The sequence below is a fragment of the Vibrio sp. 1S139 genome (assembly GCF_041439475.1).
In the GTDB taxonomy this organism is placed as follows: Bacteria; Pseudomonadota; Gammaproteobacteria; order Enterobacterales; family Vibrionaceae; genus Vibrio; species Vibrio crassostreae_C.
Genome location: NZ_JBGOOD010000019.1, coordinates 24,350 through 48,159 on the forward strand (window position 1 = coordinate 24,350; position 23,810 = coordinate 48,159).

General features: G+C 45.3%; 20 protein-coding genes and 1 other annotated feature. Of the genes, 6 read left to right on the forward strand and 14 right to left on the reverse strand.

Translation table 11 applies throughout. The features are described from left to right. Positions 1-135 precede the first annotated feature (135 nt). The 5 genes from lysS to xerD form a co-directional block, all read right to left on the reverse strand. On the reverse strand, positions 136-1,668 hold the full coding sequence (lysS, locus tag ACED46_RS08765; RefSeq protein WP_017059330.1) for a lysine--tRNA ligase: 1,533 nt from the start codon (positions 1,666-1,668) through the stop codon (positions 136-138). 98 nt (positions 1,669-1,766) lie between these two features. Further along, positions 1,767-2,865 (reverse strand): peptide chain release factor 2 gene (gene prfB, locus ACED46_RS08770; RefSeq protein WP_371721274.1). Its coding sequence is split into 2 segments (ribosomal slippage): positions 1,767-2,789 and positions 2,791-2,865, totalling 1,098 coding nucleotides; the frame shifts between segments, so codons are not numbered across the junction. A 235-nt stretch (positions 2,866-3,100) separates the two neighbouring features. Then, a complete protein-coding gene (gene recJ / locus ACED46_RS08775; RefSeq protein ID WP_017059329.1) occupies positions 3,101-4,837 on the reverse strand; it encodes a single-stranded-DNA-specific exonuclease RecJ in 1,737 nt (578 codons plus the stop codon). Between the two features lie 80 nt (positions 4,838-4,917). After that, positions 4,918-5,697, reverse strand: coding sequence for a thioredoxin fold domain-containing protein (locus ACED46_RS08780; protein ID WP_017067617.1), 780 nt, complete (start codon positions 5,695-5,697; stop codon positions 4,918-4,920). Between the two features lie 26 nt (positions 5,698-5,723). Beyond that, positions 5,724-6,638: a site-specific tyrosine recombinase XerD gene (gene xerD / locus ACED46_RS08785; RefSeq protein ID WP_017059327.1), complete on the reverse strand. Its 915-nt coding sequence runs from the start codon at positions 6,636-6,638 to the stop codon at positions 5,724-5,726. Positions 6,639-6,788: 150 nt separating this feature from the next. Here xerD and fldB point away from each other — a divergent pair, with 150 nt between their 5' ends. Next, positions 6,789-7,310, forward strand: coding sequence for a flavodoxin FldB (gene fldB / locus ACED46_RS08790; RefSeq protein WP_017062875.1), 522 nt, complete (start codon positions 6,789-6,791; stop codon positions 7,308-7,310). 146 nt (positions 7,311-7,456) lie between these two features. Here fldB and brnQ read toward each other — a convergent pair whose 3' ends face one another. After that, positions 7,457-8,770, reverse strand: a complete 1,314-nt coding sequence (gene brnQ / locus ACED46_RS08795; RefSeq protein WP_136981991.1) for a branched-chain amino acid transport system II carrier protein — start codon at positions 8,768-8,770, stop codon at positions 7,457-7,459. Positions 8,771-9,084: 314 nt separating this feature from the next. Between brnQ and ACED46_RS08800 the strand changes: the two genes are divergently transcribed. Continuing rightward, complete coding sequence (locus tag ACED46_RS08800) at positions 9,085-9,813, forward strand: tRNA1(Val) (adenine(37)-N6)-methyltransferase (RefSeq protein WP_017059324.1); 729 nt, start codon at positions 9,085-9,087, stop codon at positions 9,811-9,813. A 107-nt stretch (positions 9,814-9,920) separates the two neighbouring features. Continuing rightward, complete coding sequence (gene srmB / locus ACED46_RS08805) at positions 9,921-11,189, forward strand: ATP-dependent RNA helicase SrmB (RefSeq protein WP_371721275.1); 1,269 nt, start codon at positions 9,921-9,923, stop codon at positions 11,187-11,189. Between the two features lie 115 nt (positions 11,190-11,304). Here srmB and yaaA read toward each other — a convergent pair whose 3' ends face one another. Beyond that, positions 11,305-12,081 carry a peroxide stress protein YaaA gene (yaaA, locus tag ACED46_RS08810; RefSeq protein WP_017059322.1) on the reverse strand — a complete coding sequence of 259 codons (777 nt, stop codon included), beginning with the start codon at positions 12,079-12,081 and terminating at the stop codon, positions 11,305-11,307. Between the two features lie 189 nt (positions 12,082-12,270). Next, positions 12,271-13,698: a sodium:alanine symporter family protein gene (locus tag ACED46_RS08815; RefSeq protein WP_032545312.1), complete on the reverse strand. Its 1,428-nt coding sequence runs from the start codon at positions 13,696-13,698 to the stop codon at positions 12,271-12,273. A 709-nt stretch (positions 13,699-14,407) separates the two neighbouring features. Here ACED46_RS08815 and ACED46_RS08820 point away from each other — a divergent pair. Further along, the gene (locus ACED46_RS08820; protein ID WP_017059319.1) at positions 14,408-14,596 is read left to right on the forward strand and encodes a DUF3545 family protein; all 189 of its coding nucleotides are present in this window, start codon (positions 14,408-14,410) and stop codon (positions 14,594-14,596) included. A 151-nt stretch (positions 14,597-14,747) separates the two neighbouring features. On the opposite strand, the gene ACED46_RS08825 is transcribed toward ACED46_RS08820, so the two are convergent. The 3 genes from ACED46_RS08825 to nfo all read right to left on the reverse strand — a co-directional run bounded on the left by ACED46_RS08825 (position 14,748) and on the right by nfo (position 17,372). After that, positions 14,748-15,299, reverse strand: coding sequence for a hemerythrin domain-containing protein (locus ACED46_RS08825; RefSeq protein WP_017070073.1), 552 nt, complete (start codon positions 15,297-15,299; stop codon positions 14,748-14,750). A gap of 86 nt (positions 15,300-15,385) precedes the next feature. Then, positions 15,386-16,066 (reverse strand): uracil-DNA glycosylase, encoded by a 681-nt coding sequence (gene ung / locus ACED46_RS08830; protein WP_102428207.1) that lies wholly within the window; start codon positions 16,064-16,066, stop codon positions 15,386-15,388. A 397-nt stretch (positions 16,067-16,463) separates the two neighbouring features. Continuing rightward, entirely contained in the window at positions 16,464-17,372 is a 909-nt protein-coding gene (nfo, locus tag ACED46_RS08835; RefSeq protein WP_017062881.1) for a deoxyribonuclease IV, read from the reverse strand. A gap of 326 nt (positions 17,373-17,698) precedes the next feature. Here nfo and grcA point away from each other — a divergent pair, with 326 nt between their 5' ends. Continuing rightward, entirely contained in the window at positions 17,699-18,076 is a 378-nt protein-coding gene (grcA, locus tag ACED46_RS08840) for an autonomous glycyl radical cofactor GrcA (RefSeq protein WP_017059315.1), read from the forward strand. Between the two features lie 77 nt (positions 18,077-18,153). Here grcA and thrC read toward each other — a convergent pair whose 3' ends face one another. The 3 genes from thrC to thrA are packed head-to-tail and all read right to left on the reverse strand — an operon-like array spanning position 18,154 to position 22,867. Then, positions 18,154-19,437, reverse strand: a complete 1,284-nt coding sequence (gene thrC / locus ACED46_RS08845; RefSeq protein ID WP_102394353.1) for a threonine synthase — start codon at positions 19,435-19,437, stop codon at positions 18,154-18,156. Further along, positions 19,434-20,390 (reverse strand): homoserine kinase, encoded by a 957-nt coding sequence (thrB, locus tag ACED46_RS08850; RefSeq protein ID WP_032545653.1) that lies wholly within the window; start codon positions 20,388-20,390, stop codon positions 19,434-19,436. The genes thrC and thrB overlap by 4 nt, the downstream gene beginning before the upstream one ends. Before the next feature lie 17 nt (positions 20,391-20,407). Beyond that, the gene (thrA, locus tag ACED46_RS08855) at positions 20,408-22,867 is read right to left on the reverse strand and encodes a bifunctional aspartate kinase/homoserine dehydrogenase I (RefSeq protein WP_017059312.1); all 2,460 of its coding nucleotides are present in this window, start codon (positions 22,865-22,867) and stop codon (positions 20,408-20,410) included. Positions 22,868-22,896: 29 nt separating this feature from the next. Further along, positions 22,897-23,014: a sequence feature (Thr leader region), on the reverse strand. Positions 23,015-23,331: 317 nt separating this feature from the next. On the opposite strand from thrA, the gene ACED46_RS08860 reads away from it, so the two are divergent. Continuing rightward, the gene (locus tag ACED46_RS08860; RefSeq protein WP_371721276.1) at positions 23,332-23,790 is read left to right on the forward strand and encodes a ribonuclease regulator; all 459 of its coding nucleotides are present in this window, start codon (positions 23,332-23,334) and stop codon (positions 23,788-23,790) included. Positions 23,791-23,810 lie beyond the last annotated feature (20 nt).

The following is a 23,810-nucleotide window of genomic DNA, read 5'->3' on the forward strand; positions in this document are numbered from 1 at the left end:
GTAAGACTATGTCAGAAATAACGATTTTTCGAATCAAGAGTGCGGTACAGACTAGGTTTTGAAGCCCCAAAACAGAAAAAGCCACCCGAAGGTGGCTTTTTAATTACATAGGCTGTTACGCCCTATAAGCGAGAATTACGCCTGTGGACGCATTGCCGGGAACAAGATCACGTCACGGATTGTGTGCGTGTTTGTAAATAGCATTGCTAGACGGTCGATACCGATACCTTGACCCGCTGTTGGCGGTAGGCCGTGCTCTAGTGCAGTAATGTAGTCTGCATCGTAGTACATCGCTTCGTCATCACCCGCGTCTTTCGCGTTAACTTGCGCTTTGAAACGCTCGTCTTGGTCTTGTGCATCGTTAAGCTCAGAGAAACCATTCGCAACTTCACGGCCACCGATGAAGAACTCAAAACGGTCTGTGAAGAACGGGTTGTCATCGCTACGACGAGCTAGAGGAGAGATGTCCGCTGGGTAGCCAGTGATGAACGTTGGTTGAATTAGCTGAGGCTCAGCCGTTTCACCAAAGATCTCTTCTAGAAGCTGACCACATGTCCAGAACGTTTCTACGTCTACGTGTACAGATTTTGCGATAGCAACCATCTTTTCACGGTCTTGTAGGTCTGCTTCTGTTAGCGCTTGAATCTCAGCGTGCTCAGGGTTGTAGTGTTTGATTGCATCGAACATGCTCATGCGAGCGTAAGTGCCACCGAACTCAACCGTTTCGTCACCGTAAGGCATAGAAGTAGAACCAAGAACGTCCATTGCTGCCGTGCTTAGCATCTCTTCTGTCAGATCCATAAGGTCTTTGTAGTCAGAGTACGCTTGGTAGAATTCCATCATTGTGAATTCTGGGTTGTGACGTGGAGATAGACCTTCGTTACGGAAGTTACGGTTGATCTCGAATACACGGTCAAAACCACCCACCACTAGACGCTTAAGGTAAAGCTCTGGTGCAACACGTAGGTACATGTCGATGTCTAGTGCATTGTGATGAGTGATGAACGGACGTGCAGTTGCGCCACCCGGGATCACGTGCATCATTGGCGTTTCAACTTCTAGGTAGCCTTTCGCGCTCATGAAGTTACGGATTGAAGATACAAGCTTAGAACGCACGATGAATGCATTACGAGAATCTTCGTTCACGATTAGGTCAACGTAACGCTGACGGTAACGCATCTCTTGGTCAGTTAGACCGTGGAACTTCTCTGGTAGAGGACGAAGTGCTTTAGTCAGCAATTCAAACTCTTCCATGTTCACGTAAAGGTCGCCTTTACCTGATTTGTGAAGCGCACCTTTAACACCGATGATGTCACCGATATCTAGGCCTTGGTACTTCTCTTTCAGTACTTTTTGAACGTCTTTCGCTGCGTATGCTTGGATACGACCAGAAGTTTCTTGAATCGCAAGGAATGGACCACGCTTCGCCATAACACGACCAGCGATCGCAACGATGTGGTTAAGCTCTTCTAGCTCTTCCTTAGTCTTCTCACCGAATTCCGCTTGAAGATCGCCAGCTAGGTGCTCACGACGGAAGTCATTTGGGTGACCGTTAGCTTTGCAGTTTTGGCGGATGTGATCCAGCTTGCTGCGGCGCTCAGCGATTAGTTTGTTCTCTTCAGGTGAAGAAGCTTCTTGTGCGTTTTCGTTTTGAACAGCATCAGTCATTAGAGATGTACCCTGCTTTTAAAATTTGGACCGCTATATTTTTGCAAATATAGGCATTTTTACCAATATTATTGGTAAAGCTTAATAGTTGATAAAGCTTACAGACCTGATTTCAGGCTAGCTTCAATAAACTTGTCTAAGTCACCGTCAAGAACCGCTTGAGTATTACGGTTTTCGATGCCGGTGCGTAAATCTTTGATACGAGAATCATCCAGCACGTAAGAGCGGATTTGACTGCCCCAACCGATGTCTGATTTCGTCTCTTCGCTCGCTTGTTTTTCAGCATTTTGTTTTTGAATCTCAAGTTCAAAAAGCTTAGCACGTAGCTGCTTCATCGCTTGATCTTTGTTCTTATGCTGCGAACGGTCATTCTGACACTGAACCACAGTGTTAGTCGGAACGTGAGTAATACGTACCGCTGATTCCGTGGTGTTTACGTGCTGACCACCAGCGCCAGAGGCACGGTATACGTCAATACGTAGGTCAGAAGGATTAATGTCGATCGTAATGTTGTCATCAATCTCAGGATAGATAAACGCAGATGCAAATGAAGTATGACGACGACCACTTGAATCAAATGGTGACTTACGAACTAGACGGTGAACACCAGTCTCTGTGCGTAACCAACCGTAAGCATACTCACCAGAAATACGTACCGTTGCGCCTTTAAGGCCAGCAACATCACCATCCGACACTTCGATAACTTCAGTCTTGAAGCCTTTCGAATCTGCCCAACGTAAGTACATGCGCAACATCATTGAAGTCCAGTCTTGAGCTTCTGTACCGCCCGAACCTGACTGTAAATCGATGTAGCAATCTGATGCATCGTGATCACCAGAGAACATACGACGGAATTCCAGCTTCTCTAGCTTAGCTTCAAGCTCGGCCAGTTCTGGTTCAACTTCATCGAACGTTTCTTGATCTTCTTCTTCAACCGCAAGCTCTAATAGGCCATCAACATCCTCAACACCTTGGTCAAGTTGGTCGATCGTTTCTACTACCGCTTCCAATGCAGAACGTTCTTTACCTAGCGCTTGAGCACGCTCAGGTTCGTTCCATACATCCGGTTGTTCTAATTCTGCGTTTACTTCTTCTAGACGCTCTTTCTTAGCGTCATAGTCAAAGATACCCCCTCAGGATATTTGTGCGCTCAGACACATCCTGCAGACGGTTTTTTATAGGATTGATTTCAAACATTTTAGCTCATCATTTATGAGTAGAATTTAACCGAAGAATTGTACTCAAAAGTGTGACGGAGATACAGAATTTTTTAGAGTGGTGAACCAAGATTCAACAACTTAATGGGATATAAAATTGACAGGCATAAAAAACACGTAAATTTTGTAAGGGCAGGAAGGAAAACAAGCCCTGTTTTTGAACAGAGCTTGTTGAATTTGGCACTATATGATGAGCATTATTGAGCCCAAAATCACTATTTGGCTTCGATATGATCAATCATCAGCTGCAACGATTGGTTGCCGCGAAATTCGTTGATATCGAGCTTAAATGCAAGATGAACGGTTTTTACTGATGCATCAGGCCAGCGACGTAGGTCGACGTTAAAGGCAATACCGTCAATCATCACATTGGTTGGGTGGCCTTTGTAGAGCGGCTCAAGCATCAGCTTAAGGTGCTTTTCACCCACCAGCTTTTGGTGCAGCACTTTAAACTCACCATCGAAGATTGGCTCAGGGAAAGCTTGTCCCCACGGGCCACCTGAACGCAGCGTTTCAGCGGTGTGCATCGAGAACTCTTCTGGTAACAGCTCACCATCAGACAAGATAATGCCCTTCAGTGCTGTTTCTCCAAGTTCATTCTTCACCACATCATTGAACAGCTTGCTGAAGCGTTCAAAGTCCTTTTCCATGATGGTTAAACCAGCCGCCATTGCGTGGCCACCAAATTTAAGAATCAAGCCAGGGTTTTGAGTATCAATTCGGTCCAATGCATCACGCATGTGCAGACCCGGAATTGAACGACATGAACCTTTGATACTGCCTTCGCCGCCATCTGCAAACGCAATCACTGGGCGGTGGTATTTGTCTTTGATACGCGAAGCCAAAATACCAATCACACCTTGGTGCCAATCACGTTGGAATAGTGCCAAGCCAGAAGGTAGGTCGTCTTTACCAAATTCAAGGCGCTCACAAAAAGCCATCGCTTCTTGCTTCATACCCTCTTCGATCTCTTTACGTGTTTGGTTCAAGCCATCTAACTCACTCGCCATTCGACGAGCCGCATGGATGTTGTTACTCATTAGCAGCTCAACACCAAAAGACATGTCGTCTAATCGACCAGCTGCATTGATACGAGGACCAAGAGCAAAGCCAAAGTCAGACGCCACCAAACGCTTAGCGTCTCGCTTAGCAATTTCGATCAAGGCTTGAATGCCCGGACGAGCTTTACCCGCACGAATACGTTGCAAACCTTGATGAACTAAAATTCGGTTGTTTTCATCGAGTGGAACCACGTCGGCAACCGTACCCAGCGCCACAAGGTCAATCAGTTCCATCAACTTAGGTTCTGTCATGCCGCGCTCTGCAAACCAACCCAACTTACGCATGTGAACACACAATGCCATCATCAGATAAAAAGCGACACCAACACCCGCTAGGGCTTTCGAAGGAAAAGCACAGCTCTCAAGGTTTGGGTTAACCATCGCATCGACCATTGGCAGTTCATTGCCCGGCAAGTGATGATCGGTAACCAGAACCTCTAGCCCTTTCTCTTTAGCAAAGCGAACACCTTCAATTGAAGATACACCGTTGTCGACCGTCATGATCACTTCAGCACCAAGCTCGATTGCCTGTTCAACAACCTCAGGGCTCAAGCCATAACCATCTTCAAAACGGTTTGGTACCAGATAGTCGACGTTAGAGCTGCCGAGCATACGTAACGCTAAAACAGACAGCGCCGAGCTGGTCGCGCCATCGGCATCAAAGTCACCAACAATGATGATGCGTTTTTGCTGCTGAATAGCTTTGAACAACAGCTCAACCGCAGCATCAATGCCGCCCAGTTTTTGATAAGAGTGCAAGCCTTTCGCTGCTGTCTCTAGTTGGTCGGCACTGTCGATTCCACGACTCACATAAATGCGCTTTAACAAGTCAGGTAAGTGAGCAGGTAAGACTGAAATGTCGACCTCAGGACGGCGTTGGATCTCTATCATATAAAAATGGGCCCGATATCAATCAGGCCACTCCTTAAATCAAAAACATGGGGGATAAATTGGCAATACAGAAAACGAGATTATTGCTCTAAACGTTGAAGAAGTTGTGCTGGCGGTAAGTAACCACTCACCAACTCACCACTTGCTAGCACGATAGCCGGTGTGCCATTGATGCCAAGCTCACGACCTAATTGGTACTGTTTAGAAATGATCTGCTTTTGCTCTGCTAGATCTTTACCAGACGCTGGCATTTGACGATTTACTTTAGCGTCATGCATCGCTGTTTTTGGATCATCTGAAGCCCAGATTGCTGCCATTTGATCGGCAACTTGCCCTGTCGCACCTTGGCGTGGGTAAGCCATGTAACGAACGGTAATACCCAGATCGTTGTAGCCCTGCATTTGGCTGTGCAGACGAACACAGTAGCCACACGTAATGTCAGTAAATACCGTCACAACATACTTTTCGTTATCGGCTTTGTATTCAATAACCGTATCCGACATCGCCGCGACTTTTTCAGCATTCAGCGGAGCTTGACGCTCAGCCAAAACATCACTGAACTTACCGTTTTCATCTAAAGAGTAAAGTGTACCGGCTAGAAAGTGATCGCCCTCTGGAGAAGAAAATATAATGCCGCTGTTGGTTTGAACTTCTAACAAACCATCGATATCCGAAGGAACAATCTTATCGACCTTAATACCGATTTTTTCAAAACGCTTAGTTAACGCAGCTGTATCAATAGCTTGAGCTGGAGCAGCTTCTACGGCTGTTGATGTTGTTTCTACTTTCGCTTCTGATGCATTACATGCAGTAATCATAAGAGGAAGCGCTAGTAGAGGAAGACGGCGTAATACGCTCATTAAGTTCACCTTAAAAATAAATGGATTTAAGCACGTGGGTGATGCTGCGCATGAATTTGCTTGAGCCTTTCAGTCGCCACGTGAGTATAAATTTGGGTAGTCGATAAGTCACTATGCCCAAGTAACATCTGTACGACCCTGAGATCTGCGCCATAGTTCAGTAAATGCGTCGCAAAAGCGTGTCTCAATACGTGTGGTGACAACAATTCTGTGTCGATACCAGCGACGACCGAGTAGTGCTTAATACGATACCAGAACGTCTGACGGGTCATTTGCTTGGCGCGTTTACTCGGAAAAACCACATCAGAACTGTTTTCGCCAAGTAGATGTGGACGACCCTGTTCAATAAAAGTCTCTATCCAATCCACCGCATTTTCGCCCATTGGTACTAAGCGCTCTTTGCCACCCTTACCAATAACACGCACCACGCCCTGTCTTAGGCTGATGTTTTCCATCGTCAAGCTAACCAGTTCTGTCACACGCAAACCGGTTGCATAGAGTAACTCAAGCATCGCCTTATCGCGAAGCTCAATCGGATCGTTCGGATCTGGCGCATCGAGCAAAGCATCAACCTGTTCTTCGCTCAAATCTTTCGGCAAGCGTTGCGGCAGCTTCGGGCTGATCAACAAGGCACTTGGATCATCGCCTCTGATTTTCTCGCGGTGCAAATATTGGAACAAGCGACGAATCGCCGACAACATACGGGCACGAGAGGTCTGCTTAAAATCGGCGTCGGCTAACCAGCCTTGATAATCCTGTAAACCTGAAAGGCTAATGAAGTCGAGGCGGTAATTGTTCTTTTCCATCCACGCTAATAACTTGGACAAATCGGTACGGTACGAGACAAGCGTATTCTCCGATAATCCTCGCTCCATCCACATAGCATCTAAAAACTGCTCAACGAGACCGTGGTCTGCGCTCTGCCCTTGAGGCGACTGCATAGTGTTACTCACAATATTGGAAACTGTTTTGAGAGTATGCCAGAGCAAATATGAATGCCATAAAAATTACGACTTGAGCGGATAATCGCTGCAATCGAAGTCGATTTATGGTTAGAATTCGCCATCTGAAATTAAAATCGAACGTTTGCTATGAAAATTGGATTATTTTACGGCTCAACCACCTGCTACACAGAAATGGCAGCAGAGAAAATTCGCGGCATTATTGGTGAAGACCTAGTTGATATCCATAACGTGAAAGAAAGCCCTCTTTCATTGATGGCGGACTACGACCTTTTATTGCTGGGCATCTCGACTTGGGACTTCGGTGAAATCCAAGAAGATTGGAATGAACTGTGGGAAGACATCGCAACCACGCCTATGAAAGGCAAGGTTGTGGCTCTGTTTGGTTTGGGTGACCAAGAAGGCTACGGCGAATGGTTCCTAGATGCGATGGGTCTATTGCATGATGAACTGAAAACCGCGGGTGCAGAGTTTGTTGGCTTCTGGCCAAACGATGACAGCTACGAGTTCGAAGCGTCTAAAGCGTTAACCGAAGACAAATCTCAATTCGTTGGTTTGGCGCTTGATGAAGATTCACAATACGAGCTAAGCGACGACCGTATCGCAAGCTGGGTTGAGCAAGTACTGGTTGAGTACAGCGAAAAGCTATAACCAAACAGAAGTACTCCCGGCTAAGTAGCTAACCAAGTAACTAGCTGGATATAAAAAGACCACAGAATACAAAAAGGCCTCATTACTGCGAAGTAATGAGGCCTTTTCTATTTCATCTCGAAGGACAATCTAATCTCAACGGAAGATTAAACAGTCTCTTCAGCCATCTCTTGTTCTGTTGACTTGCCAACAAAGAACATACAGATGATTGCAGCCGTTGTTGGAAGCAACCAACCCATACCGATCTCAAACAGTGGCAGCATCTTAAGTGCAGACACGTCTACACCCGCTACTTTAGCGCCATCAATAAGAGCAAACAGCAGTGACACTAATACCACTACGCGGTAAGCCGCTTTTGGATTAGGGAAACGGCTACGTAAGAATGTCAGAGCAACCAACGCGATAGCGACTGGGTACAGTGCAAACAGTACTGGAACAGACAGAGAAATCAGTTGAGAAAGACCAACGTTCGCAACGGTTGCACAAGCTACACCATTGATGATTACCCAAGTCTTGTAAGACAGAGGCGTTAGCGAGCTGAAGTAATCAGAACATGCTGACACAAGGCCAATCGCCGTAGTTAGACATGCTAATAGTACGATCACAGAAAGCACTAGCTGACCAGAAGGACCAAACAACGATTGAACGTATAGGCTTAAAATAGCACCGCCATTGTCTGCACCAGCTGCGACTGTTGCACTTGTTGCGCCTAGGAAAAATAGAGAGATGTAAACAAACGCCAGACCCGCTGCGGCAATACAACCCGCGCTAATTAGGTACTTAGTCGTCGCTGCACGGTCAGTAATGCCCTTGCTACGAATCGCATCAACAATCAGCATACCAAACATCAAAGAAGCAAAAGTATCCATGGTGTTGTAGCCTTCAAGGAAACCTTTGGTCAGTGGTTGAGTGATGTACTCACCGTGAGCCGCAAGAACGTCGCCTTGAGGGTTAACGAATACAGCGATCGCCAGTACAACCAAACCAACGAACAGTGCAGGTGTTAGTACCTTACCAATGACGTCAATAAGCTTACCTTGCGACCATGAGAAGAACATCGCTACTGCAAAAAATGCAATCGAAAAGAGAGTTAGGTGAGCTTGAGAGGCATCGATGAAGAACGGTTTCACCGCCATCTCATAGGCAACAAGGCCAGTACGCGGTGCAGCAAATGCAGGACCGATAATGATAAAGATCAGTACAGCCATGATGGTTGCTGCTTTCTTAGGAAGATCTTTAGTTAAGTGACCCCAAGAGCCACCAGCCACTGCGACCGCGACGATAGTGATTAACGGCAGACCAACGGCAGTCAGCAGAAAACCAGACATCGCTGGAAGGAAGTGATCACCGGCTAATTGGCCAGCTAGAGGTGGGAAGATGATGTTACCCGCACCCAAGAAAAACGCAAAAAGCATAAAGCCCAATGCCATTATATCTGTTAGTTTTAGACTCTGTTTCACAGATAATCCTTAATTATATTTATGAATTTATGTTGTGCTTACATGAATGTTACAGCTCAAAGCTGCCAATCAATCTATAAAATAGTCGCGCATAATGACGAAACAACTGGCTAGCTGCAAGTCACCACACAAAAACACCATATAAATTTGCATATGAGAACAAAAAGCAGTGGATTCCACTAGCTATAGAAAAATAGCCACAATTATAAACCAACCACAATGCACAACAATATTTTTTCAAGCAGAACATTGACTCATACAAGCGGTTAACATTAGAGCTAATCACTTAAAATATCTCGATACTCAGAACATTAATGAAAGACAAAACAGTGCAAACTAAAAGCTTCAATTTTAAGCAATTCTCAATTTACGGCGGGAAAAGCGGTATGCCAGTCAGTACCGATGGCGTATTACTTGGCGCGTGGGTAAGCCTGCCACAAAGATCATGTGTACTCGATATTGGAACCGGGACAGGTCTGCTGGCTTTGATGGCTGCGCAGCGTTTTGAAGATGCTTCAATCTCTGCGATAGATATTGATCAACACGCTATTGATGCTGCCACTGTCAATATTGAGCAGTCGCCTTGGCAAAATCGTATCTCCCTTGATCACGGCAGCGTGTTAACAGCCGACTTTCCACAAAGGTTTGATGCGATCATCTGTAACCCGCCCTACTTCAACTCTGGAGAACAGGCGCAGCAAAGCCAAAGAGCCACCGCCAGGCACACCGACAGCTTGGATCATTTAGCGCTTGCCCAGCGTTGTTTCGAGATAACAACCGACGCCGCGACTGCCAGTTTCATCCTACCGACGCCTGAGGGGGAAGGTTTTATCAAGCTTGCCGAGCAATGTGGTTGGTATCTAGCAAAACGCCTTGATGTAAAAACAACAGATAAAAAGCCAGCTAGCCGAATTTTATTCGAGTTATCTAAAGATCCTGCTTGCGAGCAAGATTTGCAGCGTGAATCGCTTACAATTCACCATCAAGGTGGTTATAGCGAAGCATTTATTGCGCTCACTAAAGATTTTTATCTCAAGATGTAGCAAATACCATGTGATCCTAATCACTAATGCTTCTATAATGTCCGACTACTCTTTTTTATCGTCTGCTTTTTGAGGCAGAAACATTTATTGCTTGTGGAGAAACAACAGTGATCAGAACCTTTGCAGAACTCGATCTAAACCAAGAGCTGCTTAAAGCAATTGACGAAATGGGCTACGAACGTCCAACACAGATACAAGCTGAAGCAATCCCACAAGCGTTAGATGGAAGAGACGTTTTGGCTTCTGCGCCAACAGGTACTGGTAAAACAGCATCATTTGTATTGCCAGCACTGCAATACCTACTGGATTTCCCACGTAAAAAATCTGGCCCTGCACGTATGCTTATCCTGACGCCAACGCGTGAGCTAGCAATGCAGATCACCGAACAAGCACGTGAGCTTGCTAAATACACCAGCCTAAATATCTTCACGATCACGGGCGGTGTGATGTACCAAGAGCACGCAGATATCTTAAGTACCACTCAAGATATCGTAGTAGCAACACCTGGCCGTTTGATGGAATACATTGAAGGCGAGCGTTTTGACTGTCGTGCGATTGAATGGCTGGTTCTAGATGAAGCCGACCGCATGCTAGACATGGGCTTTGGTCCTGTTGTTGACCGTCTGTCTGCAGAGTGTCGCTGGCGTAAACAAACTTTACTGTTCTCAGCAACGCTAGAAGGTAAAGGCATTGAAGGCTTCACTGAAGATCTACTGAAAAACCCAGCGGAGATCGATGCGAAATCATCACTTCGTGAGCGTAAGAAGATCACTCAGTGGTACCACCGTGCAGACACAGCAGAGCACAAGCTGAACATCCTAAAGCACGTCATCACAGAGCAAGCTGAGCGCAGCATCGTATTCTTGAAGACGCGTGATCGTCTAGGTGATCTACGAGCTCAACTTGAAAGCGCGCAAATTCCATGTGCGTGGATCCAAGGTGAAATGCCTCAAGATCGTCGTAACAACGCGATTGCTCGTTTCCGTGACGGCTCTGTAAACGTACTACTAGCGACTGACGTTGCTGCTCGTGGTATCGACCTTCCAGACGTAAGCCACGTAATCAACTACGACATGCCACGTACTGCTGACGTATACCTACACCGTATTGGCCGTACTGCTCGTGCTGGTAAAAAAGGTAACGCGGTTTCTATCATTGAAGCGCACGATCAACTAATGATTGAGCGTGTGGCTCGTTACACAGACGAACCAATCAAAGAACGCTTTATTGAAGGCATGCGCCCTACGCATAAGAAAGCGGCCGTGACTAAGAAGAAGAAGAAGCCGAAGAAAGAAGATAAGAAAGCGGTAGAGAAACAAAAAATCGCGAAGAAGAAAAAAATCGCGAAGAAAAAGAAAGCAGCAAAGAAGAAGTAATCTACCAGCTTCAACGATTCAATAAAAAAGCCCCATGCAGTTCGCTGCATGGGGCTTTTCTCTATCTGGTCTGTTATCAGGCTAAAACCGAGAGCTACTCGTTAGCCAAGGACTACTAGTTTTGCTCTTCGCGCTTAAAGACAAGCTCTTTCGCGTTCGACTCTTCTTCAACGAAGTAGTAGCCCGCCGTATCAAACTGGGTCAGAGCCTCAACCGAGTCGATCTTGTTCTCGATGATGTAGCGAGCCATCATGCCACGCGCTTTCTTCGCGTAGAAACTGATCACCTTGTACTGACCGTTCTTGCAGTCTTTGAATACAGGGGTAATCACTTGGCCATCCAAGTTCTTCGGCTTCACGGCTTTAAAGTATTCGTTAGACGCCAAGTTGATCAACACATTGTCGCCTTGAGCATTCAACGCTTCATTCAGCTTGTCTGTGATGATGTTGCCCCAGAACTGGTACAAGTTAGTACCACGAGCATTGGCTAAGCGTGTACCCATCTCTAGGCGGTATGGCTGCATCAAATCCAACGGCTTAAGCAAGCCATATAACCCAGAAAGCATGCGCAGGTGGTCTTGTGCGTAGTCAAAATCTTCATCCGATAGCGTTTCAGCGTCTAGGCCAGTGTATACATCGCCTTTAAAGGCTAGGATTGCTTGGCGTGCGTTGTCTTGGGTAAAGGTCTCGCTCCACTGCTCAAAGCGCGCTACGTTCAACCCTGCGATTTTATCGCTGACTTTCATCAGTGCAGAAATATCTACTGGCGTCAGTTTGCGGCACTCTTCAATCAGCTCAGCAGAGTGTTCAACAAACTCAGGCTGACTAAAGCGTTCCGTCGCTAATGGTGATTCGTAATCAAGTGTTTTGGCTGGAGAAACGACAACTAACATAACTTTACCCTAATCGGTTATCTAACTGGATGCTGCTAGAGTATAGAAAAAACATCAACTTGTCTTTATGACTCTTCCTATTACTTCGATAGACAGAATGAGACAAATGACAGGCAAACAAAAAGGCTAAGGTCGAAACCTTAGCCTTTCTAATCACTTTAGGATGAGCCGTTTATCGCTCCAACAAGATTACTTCTTGTTGTTGTCCCAAATACCGTCTTCCAGCTGAGACTTAAGCTCTGGGAAGTCATTCGAATCGAATGTTGGTACTTTACCCGCGTCTAGTTGGCGGTTGTAGTCTTTCGCTAGCTTAATCACGATACCTGATAGCAGGATAATCGCCACCAAGTTAACAATCGCCATTAGGCCCATCGATACGTCAGCCAGTGCCCATACCGTTGGTAACGTCGCTAGAGAACCGAACATAACCATACCCAGAACAACGATACGGAACAGCACTAGGCCCTTCTTGTTGTTGTGCTCAAGGAAGATAAGGTTCGTTTCAGCGTACGAGTAGTTTGCAATGATTGAAGTGAAAGCGAAGAAGAAAATCGCTACCGCTACAAAAATGCCGCCCCATTCGCCCACTTGTGCTGTTAGTGCACGTTGCGTTAGTTCGATACCCGTTACTTCACCGTGTGGTACATACTCACCAGACATCAGGATGATTGCGACTGTTGCTGAACAGATAACAATGGTATCCATGAACACGCCTAGCATTTGCACGTAACCTTGTGATGCTGGGTGCGGTGGGTAAGGCGTAGCAGAAGCTGCTGCGTTTGGCGCAGAACCCATACCCGCTTCGTTCGAGAACAAACCACGTTTGATGCCGTTAATCATCGCTTGTGCGATTGCGTAACCTAGGCCACCCGCTGCTGCTTCTTGCAGACCGAATGCACTCTTGAAGATAAGAGCCAGTACTTCAGGCACTTTCTCGATGTTCGCGAACATCACGTACATAGCGATCGCTAGGTAAGCCAATGCCATGATTGGAACGATGATTTCTGCTGTGCGTGCAATCTTACGGATACCACCGAAGATAACGAACGCAGAGATGATTACGATACCAACACCAACGTAGCTACGCTCAAGGTCGAATGCCGTATTCATTGCGCTTGCAATCGCGTTCGCTTGAACCGCGTTGAATACAAGACCAAATGCAATGATGAGGAAGATAGAGAATAGAACCCCCATCCAACGCATGCCTAGGCCTTTCTCCATATAGTATGCAGGGCCGCCGCGGTAGTTACCGTCGTTATCACGCGTTTTGTATAGCTGTGCCAGTGTGCTTTCTGCAAACGATGTTGCCATACCTAGCATTGCGATTAGCCACATCCAGAAGATAGCACCAGGGCCACCAGCGGTTAGTGCTACAGCAACACCTGCCATGTTACCCGTACCTACACGAGCAGCGAGACTAGTACAAAGAGCTTGGAAAGAAGAGATACCAGCACTGTCTGCTTTACGGCTGTTTCTAAGAACAGAGAACATGTGGCCGAAATGGCGGAATTGAATGAAGCCTAGTCGTACAGTGAAGTAGATACCCACACCAACCAGTAAGTAAACTAAGATAGATCCCCAAAGGAGATCGTTCATCAAATTGATTAAGTCTGTCACGTGAACCTCGTAATTGAGTTTAAGCACCGATCATGCTTCCTAGCCTTCCTCTTAATCGCCTATGCCTCTGTCAATGTTGTGTCGGCACTCTTGTTATATTCTTGCGGCGATTGAGACTGTAAATGTCGCTTCATGCATCCATTTTACGTATCAGTGTATTTTTTGACGGGCGGATAATGCAGCGAGACGGCCTAAAAATCAATATGCAAATACACTTATATTAAAATGACATTTCACTAATAACACACCTTTTGTTAACACAACTTTCAACAATGCAGCCCAATAAAAGTCACATTATCGGGACATAATATCAACAACAGCCACGGCACTACCCCAACAAGAACACCATCCTATAAAAATGACGTCAGCCTAGGTTTTACAAGGTATAGTGAAGATCTTCGTTTTTTTCTAGGCCAATGAGATCCCTATACCGCACGGTACCATGTGCACTTCAATGCATTGTAGTCAAAACGCTATTCCATTCGCACAATGAATTAACATTCAATAACCCCCAATTTAATCGTTTACTTAGGTTTGTTTGCCTGTTTTTTATACATAATAATTCTCACAATGTGTGAGCATGCATAAGAAAATAGAACAAAAGCTTCATGGATTTGAAACAAATGAGAAACAAATCAAAGTTATTGTGAACCTAAATATGATATTTATTGGTTCGTAAGAACTAGTCCCACGGAAGGAGATATGGCTTATGGATAGCTTTCAATTCGATGAAGTATCAGAACTAGAAATGCCTCGTGTAACTCAAAAATCACGCTCGAAACCACTCAAGCGTAAGTGGCGTGAAATCGAAGCCATCAACGATCGTAGGCAGCTTGAGAAAGAGCTGAGAGAGATGAACCTAGGTCTTGATTTTAGCCTTGACGATATAAAACTTTAATCAGCACGATAAGAAATCAGATAGCAAAAGGCACCTATATAGGTGCCTTTTTTATTTTTTGAGGTAGTTAATCCGCTCAAAGCGCCATTTGGAAACCAACCCTCTAATATAGAGGACACCTAAAATAGGTGCACCTCAACATTACAACGGGCTAAACACACTCTTGTTCATTTTGTCGAACCCGAGCCGCGAGTTGGCGATATTGATCGGCGATGGTCTCTCCAAAAACAGGGTCATCTTCCGGTTGAAGCCATTGAGACTCCACTTCTTGCCAATCTTTCACCGTGAACGCCTCAACAATCATGGGTAGCACATGCTTCTCTTCATATTCCATGTGCTTTCGCTGAGCCTTAACAAACGCTTCAAGCTGCTCAATAAAGACTTGCTGAGGAACCACCGCATCTTGAAGGATCATATCGACCAAACCTAAAAAGTCCGCCGTTTTCTCAGAAAGCAATTGATGCTCTAACTCCAAGTCTTCAATCGCTTGCTCGCTGCCATATTGCTTAAGATAGTAGCGATAAATGACGTCTTCTTTAGGGTGATGCACTTTGTCTGAATGGTTCATAAGGTAATGAACCACCTCTGCGATCAGGCTATAGTTTATTTCTCGCTCCTGTTTCAGAAACTCTAACTTACTGTTGAGTATCGCGAGTAAACGAGCCATATAGCCATGCTCTCGTCTTATCCTTTCAATCATCATAGTATTGCACTCCATTACACCTACTATTTATAAGTGTATATGAATATGCTGATTTATGATTTGACCCTGCTCAGAAAACCACCAACCTACACTTCTGTTGGTAAACGCCAGTCAATAGGTTGTTGATCCATAGAAGAAAGCAGCTTGTTGGTTGTAGAGAAATGCTGACAACCGAAGAATCCACGGCGTGCCGATAATGGCGATGGGTGAGGTGCAACCAACACATGATGCTTGTCGTCATCAATCGCTTGACCTTTCTTCTGGGCGTGTGCGCCCCACAACAAAAAGATGATCGGTTCAGAGCGCTGATTGAGCTCAGCAATAATGGCATCGGTAAAGGTTTCCCAGCCACACTTAGCATGTGAGTGTGCTTTTGCCTCTTCGACTGTAAGGACTGTGTTCAACATCAACACCCCTTGCGATGCCCAAGAATCGAGATAACCATGACTAGGAATCTCAAAGCCCTCTATATCTTGTGCAAGCTCTTTGTACATATTGCGTAGAGAAGGTGGGATTTTCACACCAGGAAGCACTGAGAATGCTAAGCCGTGAGCTTGGTTAGCACCGTGATAAGGATCTTGCCCTAAGATAACCACTCGCACGGATTCGAAAGGCGTCATATCAAAGGCACTGAACACCTGTTCTTGTGGCGGGTAGACGGTTTTACCACTATTACGTTGCTGTTCAACAAACGCGAGGACACTCTGAAAGTACTCTTTATCACGTTCATCATTAATAATGGATTCCCAAGTCTTTGGTGCGCTCATCGTTTTACTTCCCAATCATCAAGGTTTCTAGCGGCTTTCGCCAGACAAAAAAATAGCTGTATCGGCTAACTGTCCTAAATAAGGCTCTAGTTATACCTCATACAGCTATCAATAAACATGATGTGTAGGGTTCACTTGTTGATGAATCATAATAATCAATTCAAGTTGTGCTTATCTCGATTAACCACTTTTCTGCTGTGTACGATGGTGGCCGTGGTTATGCACGTGACGGTTTGGTGTAGGTAAACGGCGTGCGACAGCAATAGTTGAAGTTTGGGTGATTGAATACATAAAGGCACCTCCTCTAAGACATCGTGAACTACATATTCACTTTAATACTATGAAAGAAAGGTGCCAATTTTTAGAAATAGACGGAAATAAATTTCCCCCTCTATTATTACGCTTGTTCGCTCGCTAGCGTTGCTGAGCGATGAAACATTCTAAGTTGTTGAATTTCCTCTTTCCAGATCGTCGAATCAATGGTTTCCAAGATAAGAGGGATACCATTAAAGCGAGAATCAGAGGCAATATACTCAAAACAATCCCAGCCAATTTCGCCTTTTCCTAAAGAATGGTGTCGATCGACTCGGCTCGCGAACTCAGCTTTTGAATCATTGATGTGCATTGCTCTTAGATAGTGCATACCCACGATGCGGTCGAACTCAGCAAAAGTATGCTCACACGCCTCTTTTGTACGTAAGTCATAGCCAGCAGTAAACGTATGGCAGGTGTCTAAGCACACACCCACACGTGACTTATCTTCTACCTGCTCGATAATCTCGGCTAGATGTTCAAACTTCCAACCCAGATTAGTGCCCTGCCCAGACGTATTCTCGATCACTGCGATTACGTCAGGTACCGCTTGATGAGCTAGGTTGATCGATTCAGCGATCTTCGCCAAACATTCGCTTTCTGAGATTTTCTTTAAATGACTCCCAGGATGAAAATTCAAAAGCGTTAATCCAAGTTGATTACAACGCTCCATTTCATCAATAAAAGCCGCGCGTGATTTCTCTAGCTTCTCTTCTTCTGGTGCTCCTAGGTTAATAAGGTAGGAGTCATGAGGAAGAATGTGCTCAGCACCGAAGCCCAACATTTTGCAATTAGCTTTAAAGGCACTAATGGTTTTCGCTTCTAGCGGTTTTGCCGCCCACTGTCTCTGGTTCTTGGTAAACAGTGCAAACGCATTGGCACCTATTTCACGTGCACGCATAGGCGCCTGATCAACACCACCAGCAGCCGACACATGAGCGCCAATAAACTTAATATTTGTTTCCGGTTTTGAGGATGAATTATTGTTTGTCATTAAATCACTTTACACTTTCAGAATGCTTAATAAATAAAGGGTCGTATCGGTTGTAGTTCAATAAAAACACAACAAATGTAGTAAACTTACAACAAATATGGCTGTTAAATATTTTTTATACTTTAAAATATTTTGTAATTACTTTGTTTTCAAAGGTTTTATTGATTTACCTCAATATAATCACCTTTGTAAAAATATGGTTTTTGGTTGTTTTTTGACTTAAATCAATGTATACCTTACTAATATTAGGTATACATTACCCAGCTCAATAAAAATCGAAAGTTAACACCATAATCAAACCACATTCAGTGGACTAGGAGATAGTTATGATCCAAGGTATTCAAATTACTAAAGCAGCAAACGATGACCTACTAAACTCAATCTGGCTACTAGATAGCGAGAAGAATGAAGCTCGTTGTGTTGTTGCTACTGCAGGTTTCGAAGCTGACCAAGTTATCTCAGCAGCAGACCTAGGCGAGTACGAAAGCCGTGAAGTTGCAATCGAAGCAGCACCACGCATCGAAGGTGGTCAACACCTAAACGTTAACGTTCTTAAGCGTGAGACGCTAGAAGACGCAGTTGCTCACCCAGAGAACTACCCACAGCTAACTATCCGTGTATCGGGTTACGCTGTACGTTTCAACTCTCTAACAACTGAACAGCAACGTGACGTTATCGCACGTACGTTCACTGAGTCTCTATAATTTTTAGAGCTTAAATTAGAATACAAAAACGGCGCTCATTGAGCGCCGTTTTTATTTGTTCGAAAAACAAATGGACGTTACGGTTGAACTCGACGAAGCACAGCTTTTAGCGCTTCAAAATCGTTATCAAGATCTTCAGACAACAATTCCATCGCCGCGTGTTTTGCTAGCGGGCCAGGCAGTTCGATATCAGAACCTAGGATGTCATCAACCACTTCTTTGAATTTCGCTGGGTGTGCTGTACACAGGAACAAGCCAGTTTCGTTCTCTTGCAGTTGCTCTTCCAGTAGACGGTAAGCAATCGCACCATGTGGTTCACATAGGTAACCTTGTGCTTTTAGGTCGCGAACTGACTCAGCGCTCTGCTCGTCAGATACTTTACCTTTGCCTAGTGTATCTAAGCCCCAACCTTTCAGTTGGCAAAGCTCTTCGATACGAGGCCAGTTGTTTGGTTGGCTTACGTCCATCGCGTTCGATGTTGTCGCAACAGTCGGTTTTGGATCCCATTGACCTGTTTCTAGGTAACGAGGAACAGTGTCATTTTCGTTAGTTGCTGCGATAAAACGCTTAACAGGTAGACCTAGCGCTTTAGCCAATAGACCAGCCGTTAGGTTACCAAAGTTACCACTTGGTACAGAGATAACGAGGTTTTCACGTTGCTCTTTAGTCAGCTGAGAAGCCGCCTCAAAGTAGTAACAGATCTGAGCCATTAAACGGCTGATGTTGATCGAGTTTGCCGAATTAAGACCGATCTCTTTACGCAGTTCAGCGTCATCAAATGAGTCTTTAACTAGAGCCTGACACGCATCAAAGTCACCATCAATCGCCACAGTGTGGATGTTCTTGCCAAGCGTACAGAACAGCTTCTCTTGCAGTGGGCTGATCTTGCCTTTCGGGTAAAGAATCACAACATTGATGTTTTCCATGCCGTAGAAAGCATGCGCAACCGCCGCACCAGTATCACCTGATGTTGCCGTTAAGATAGTGATTTGACCACCATCAGAAACAGCTGCTAAAGATTGAGCCATAAAGCGGCCACCGAAATCTTTAAACGCCAGTGTTGGACCGTGGAAAAGCTCAAGCGCGTAAACGCCGTCTTTTACTTGGTTGATTGGTGCAGGGAATTGGAACGCTGCATCCACCATTTGGTCGATCTGTTCTTTTGGTAATTCATCACCAATCAATGCTGACAGAATCTTTGAGCTACGAGGGACAAAGTCCTCTGCTAGCAGCGCATCGATATCATCAAACTTTGGCAGTTCAGATGGGAAAAATAGACCTTGATTACGGCCTAAGCCTTGACGAACGGCTTGGCCAAAAGAGACTTGTTCATCATTTTCTTTGATGTTGTACAGTTTCATAACTCACTTCCTGTAACGATCGAACCCTGCTTATCTAGGCGACAAACGTGAACGAATCCTTCTTCATTTTGTACATAATTTTGTTCTAACCAGCGTGCAACACGCTCGGCGACATCTTGTTCTTTGCAAATGCTAAATAGAGTTGGACCACTACCAGAAATACCAGTAGCCAGTGCCCCAGCTGACAGCGCGTATTTACGAGCATCAGCAAACCCTGGAAGCAGTTTCTCACGATATGGTTCAGCGATCACGTCTTTGATCATCTTCGCCGCCAGTTCAGGTTGACCTGAATGACACGCGTGGATAAAGCCCGCTAAGTGACGACCATGAGCAATAATATCCTGACGACGATATTGAGATGGTAGGATCTCTCTCGCTTCAGCCGTTGAAACCTTAATACCCGGATAAGCCATTACCCAGTACCAGTCGTCAAAACACGGTACTTCTTGGCTGATGATGCCTAGCTCTTCAAGCATGAGCTGCACACCACCAAGGTAACATGGCGCAACGTTATCGTAGTGGATACCACCTGAAATCTTGCCTTCCATTTCACCCATCAGAGCAAGCAGTTCAGTTTCATTCAGGGGCTGACCGTGAAAACGGTTTAGCGCATCCAGTGCCGCGACGATTGAACATGCACTAGAACCCAAACCTGAACCGATAGGCATGTTCTTTTCTAGTGTCATTTCTAAAGGCTTTAGCGTAACGCCTTTTTTATCAAGCTCTCTCGAGAACACCACCCAGCAGTCGTAAACGATGTTTTCTTTTGCTTCAGTTGGCAGCTTAGAAACAAAGCTGCCTGCAGTTTTAAGTGAGAATGGTTCATCACCGGCTTTAACCATAACTCGGTCACCTAGCAGCGTGCCATCCACTGGAGACACAGCGGCCCCCAACACATCAAACCCTACACTGACATTACCGATTGATGCAGGAGCATAAACGACAACATCCATATCACTTGAACTCATTCTTAAACTCCTAATTTCCAACCAAGAGTACGCATCACATCAGAGAATACGCCAGCAGCTGTTACTTCAGTACCCGCGCCGTAGCCACGCAGTACTAGAGGGATTGGTTGGTAGTAACGGCTGTAGAATGCTAATGCGTTCTCGCCATCTTTAATCTTGAACATTGGGTCGTCGCCATCAACAGCAGCGATACGAACCTTACACTTACCTTCAGCGATTTCACCCACATAACGAAGTACTTTACCTTCTTCTGCTGCGATAGCTGACTGCTCTTTGAAGTAAGCATCCGCTTCTGGTAGGCGAGCCATGAACTCTTCAACCGTACCTGAATCATCAAAACCCGGTGGCAGAGCTTGGTCTACTTCAACATCTTCAAGTTCAAGCGCCATGCCTGCTTCACGAGCAAGAATAAGCAACTTACGCGCCACATCCATACCAGATAGATCATCTCGAGGATCCGGTTCAGTGAAGCCGTTATCTTTTGCAATATTGGTTGCCTGGCTCAGTGTCATACCTTCATCAAGCTTGCCGAAGATGTAAGACAGTGAACCTGAAAGAATGCCGTTGAACTTCTCAAGTTCATCACCTGCAGAGATAAGGTTCTGTAGGTTTTCGATGACCGGTAGACCTGCACCTACTGTTGTCTCGTACATCAGCTTACGACGTGAGTTGCGTGCAACTTCACGAAGCTGATGGTAGTAAGCCATGCTTGCTGTGTTTGCTTTCTTGTTTGGTGTTACTACGTGGAAACCAGCCGCTAGGAAATCAGCGTACTGCGCCGCAATACCTTCGCTAGACGTACAATCAACCAATACTGGGTTGATGATGTGGTTACGTTGAACCAAAGCCGCTAAACGCGCTAGGCTGAACTCTTCAGTCGCACTCGACATACGGTCACGCCACTGCTCTAACGGTAGACCATCGCTGTCTAGCAACAAACCTTTACTGTTTGCTAAACCACATACGCGAATCACGATGCCTTTTTCAGCCAGTTTACCTTGCTGACGTTGGATCTGGTCAACAAGCTCGCCACCAACACCACCGACACCCACAACGAATACATCTAGGAAGTGCTTAGAGTTAAATAGGTTCTCGTGACACGCTTTGATTGCTTCAGAGATTTTGTCTTCAGGGATAACCGCTGAAATAGCGCGCTCTGAAGAACCTTGAGCAATAGCAACAATGTTGACGTTCACTTCAGCTAAAGAAGAGAAGAACTGAGATGCTACGCCACGTGAAGTGCGCATACCGTCACCCACCAGCGTTACAATCGCAACGTCATCCATGAACTCAACCGGCTCTAACAGGCCATCTTTAAGTTCAAGTTCAAACGCGTCTGACAACACTTGTTTCGCTTTCACCTTATCAGCCGATTCAATACAGAAGCTGATGCTGTACTCAGAAGAAGATTGAGTAATAAGGACAATAGAAACGCCAGCAGAAGACATCGCGCCGAATACACGACTCGCCATACCTACCATGCCCTTCATGCCTGGGCCTGATACGTTAACCATGGTTAGGTCACTTAGCGTCGTAATACCTTTGATTGCTAGGTTATCTTCGCCAGTGTCTTGGCCAATCAAAGTACCTGCGCCTTGTGGGTTGAAGCTGTTTTTGATCAGACAAGGAATGTGGAATTGCGCAATAGGAGCAATGGTTTTCGGGTGTAGAACCGAAGCACCAAAGTAAGAAAGCTCCATCGCCTCTTGGTAGCTAAGAGACTTGAGCAGACGAGCATCATCAACTAAGCGTGGGTCACAGTTGTAAACACCATCGACATCAGTCCAGATTTCACAGCAATCAGCACGTAGACACGCCGCTAACACAGCCGCTGAGTAGTCAGAACCATTACGACCTAGTGTGACTAGCTCACCTTTTTCATTACCCGCAGTAAAGCCAGGCATGATGTTAACGTGACCTTTAGGAAGTGGAGATTGTTGGAAGTTCTGAGTAGAGACATCCACATCGACCATAGCTTCAAGGTGATCGCCTTTAGCGTATAGGTATTGGACAGGGTCAATCAGGCTTGCTGGTTGGCCTTTCGCTTCCAGTACCGCTTTCATTAACTGGATAGAGATTCGCTCACCTTTACTGATGATGCGAGCATTAACGTGGTTCGGGCACATACCAAGTAGGTTGATGCCATTCACGAACTGCTTTAGCTGAGCAAGAGAGGTATCCACCTGCTCTTGAAACGCGGCACCATCGATAGAAGGCACGACCGCTTTGATCTCTGCAAACAGTGTGTTAAATGAAGATTCGATCTCTGTAATCTGTGCGTCAGCTTCACCATTTTTCAGTGCAGCTTCAATAACAGCGACCAACTTATTGGTTGTTTTTCCTGGAGCCGATAGTACAACGGCTAGCTCTTCTTGCTGGGCATTATTAGCGATGATATCAGCCGCTCGTAAAAAACGATCTGCATCAGCTAATGATGAACCTCCAAACTTTAAAACGCGCATCCCTTTCTCCATAAGTCATAAAAATGGTACAAAAAAAGGCCTGTATCTTGTTGGATACAGGCCTTTTTTTAAAATCCGTTACTTAGCAGCCTGCCCCAACAATGTTAATGTCGGTAATAATAATGGTTGTGGTCATTACTAGGTGGCTTACGTGCTGCATATCAAATTCTCTGCTTGTGCTTTACTCTACGTGTATCAATTTTTACCACTGGACGTCAATGAAAAGTTGCGTTTTTTTTACATTCGCACCGTTTTTCAGAGCAAACCGTCATTTAAGGGATAAAACACCCTGTATAAACCTTCACTTAAGATACTGGATTTACTCATTGAACAGGCAAGAGTGATCAATTGCATATATAGTCATAACAAAATGCTATATCGATTGTGCAGCGAACGTACAAGTTCTGTGCTTTAATTGAACGATAACGTTCGAAGAACAATAATAATGACATCAGGAGTGGGAAATGAAGAGATTACTTATTCTTTTGGCTTTTGCTATGCCTGTTGTTTGTTCAGCGAATAGCTTGCCTCTACTACCCAGCCAGATCGATAGTTCTTCTCATAAATTCTTTATCTCCACACAAAACGCGTCGAGTGAAAGCTTCGATACTTGGAAGATAGACAGTGGCTACTCTTATAGCTTGTTTTCAGATGTGGATCTTTACGTCGGTACACGTATCAATAGTGCGGCACTGAAACAGGAAAGTGGATTCTTGAGTGGTGTCAGTTATCAGTTCTCAGAAAGAGTCTCTTTTAACAGTTCTCTACACACCTATAAAGACGAGACCGAAGACAATGAGAAATCGGTAGCCGCAGAGGTTTCCAGCCAAGTGCAACTAACAGATAACCTAGATTTGCATGCCACCCTTGATTATGAAGAGTGGCAGCAAGGTGTTGAAGTGGGACTAGGGTTTCGCTTTTAGTCTCTTTAGCTTGTTCTTTA

Coding starts and splice junctions, on each gene's coding strand:
- lysS (WP_017059330.1), bottom strand. CDS start 1,668: ATGACTGATGCTGTTCAAAACGAAAACGCACAAGAAGCTTCTTCACCT.
- recJ (WP_017059329.1), bottom strand. CDS start 4,837: ATGATAGAGATCCAACGCCGTCCTGAGGTCGACATTTCAGTCTTACCT.
- ACED46_RS08780 (WP_017067617.1), bottom strand. CDS start 5,697: ATGAGCGTATTACGCCGTCTTCCTCTACTAGCGCTTCCTCTTATGATT.
- xerD (WP_017059327.1), bottom strand. CDS start 6,638: ATGCAGTCGCCTCAAGGGCAGAGCGCAGACCACGGTCTCGTTGAGCAG.
- fldB (WP_017062875.1), top strand. CDS start 6,789: ATGAAAATTGGATTATTTTACGGCTCAACCACCTGCTACACAGAAATG.
- ACED46_RS08800 (WP_017059324.1), top strand. CDS start 9,085: ATGAAAGACAAAACAGTGCAAACTAAAAGCTTCAATTTTAAGCAATTC.
- yaaA (WP_017059322.1), bottom strand. CDS start 12,081: ATGTTAGTTGTCGTTTCTCCAGCCAAAACACTTGATTACGAATCACCA.
- ACED46_RS08820 (WP_017059319.1), top strand. CDS start 14,408: ATGGATAGCTTTCAATTCGATGAAGTATCAGAACTAGAAATGCCTCGT.
- ACED46_RS08825 (WP_017070073.1), bottom strand. CDS start 15,299: ATGATGATTGAAAGGATAAGACGAGAGCATGGCTATATGGCTCGTTTA.
- ung (WP_102428207.1), bottom strand. CDS start 16,066: ATGAGCGCACCAAAGACTTGGGAATCCATTATTAATGATGAACGTGAT.
- nfo (WP_017062881.1), bottom strand. CDS start 17,372: ATGACAAACAATAATTCATCCTCAAAACCGGAAACAAATATTAAGTTT.
- grcA (WP_017059315.1), top strand. CDS start 17,699: ATGATCCAAGGTATTCAAATTACTAAAGCAGCAAACGATGACCTACTA.
- thrC (WP_102394353.1), bottom strand. CDS start 19,437: ATGAAACTGTACAACATCAAAGAAAATGATGAACAAGTCTCTTTTGGC.
- thrB (WP_032545653.1), bottom strand. CDS start 20,390: ATGGATGTTGTCGTTTATGCTCCTGCATCAATCGGTAATGTCAGTGTA.
- thrA (WP_017059312.1), bottom strand. CDS start 22,867: ATGCGCGTTTTAAAGTTTGGAGGTTCATCATTAGCTGATGCAGATCGT.
- ACED46_RS08860 (WP_371721276.1), top strand. CDS start 23,332: ATGAAGAGATTACTTATTCTTTTGGCTTTTGCTATGCCTGTTGTTTGT.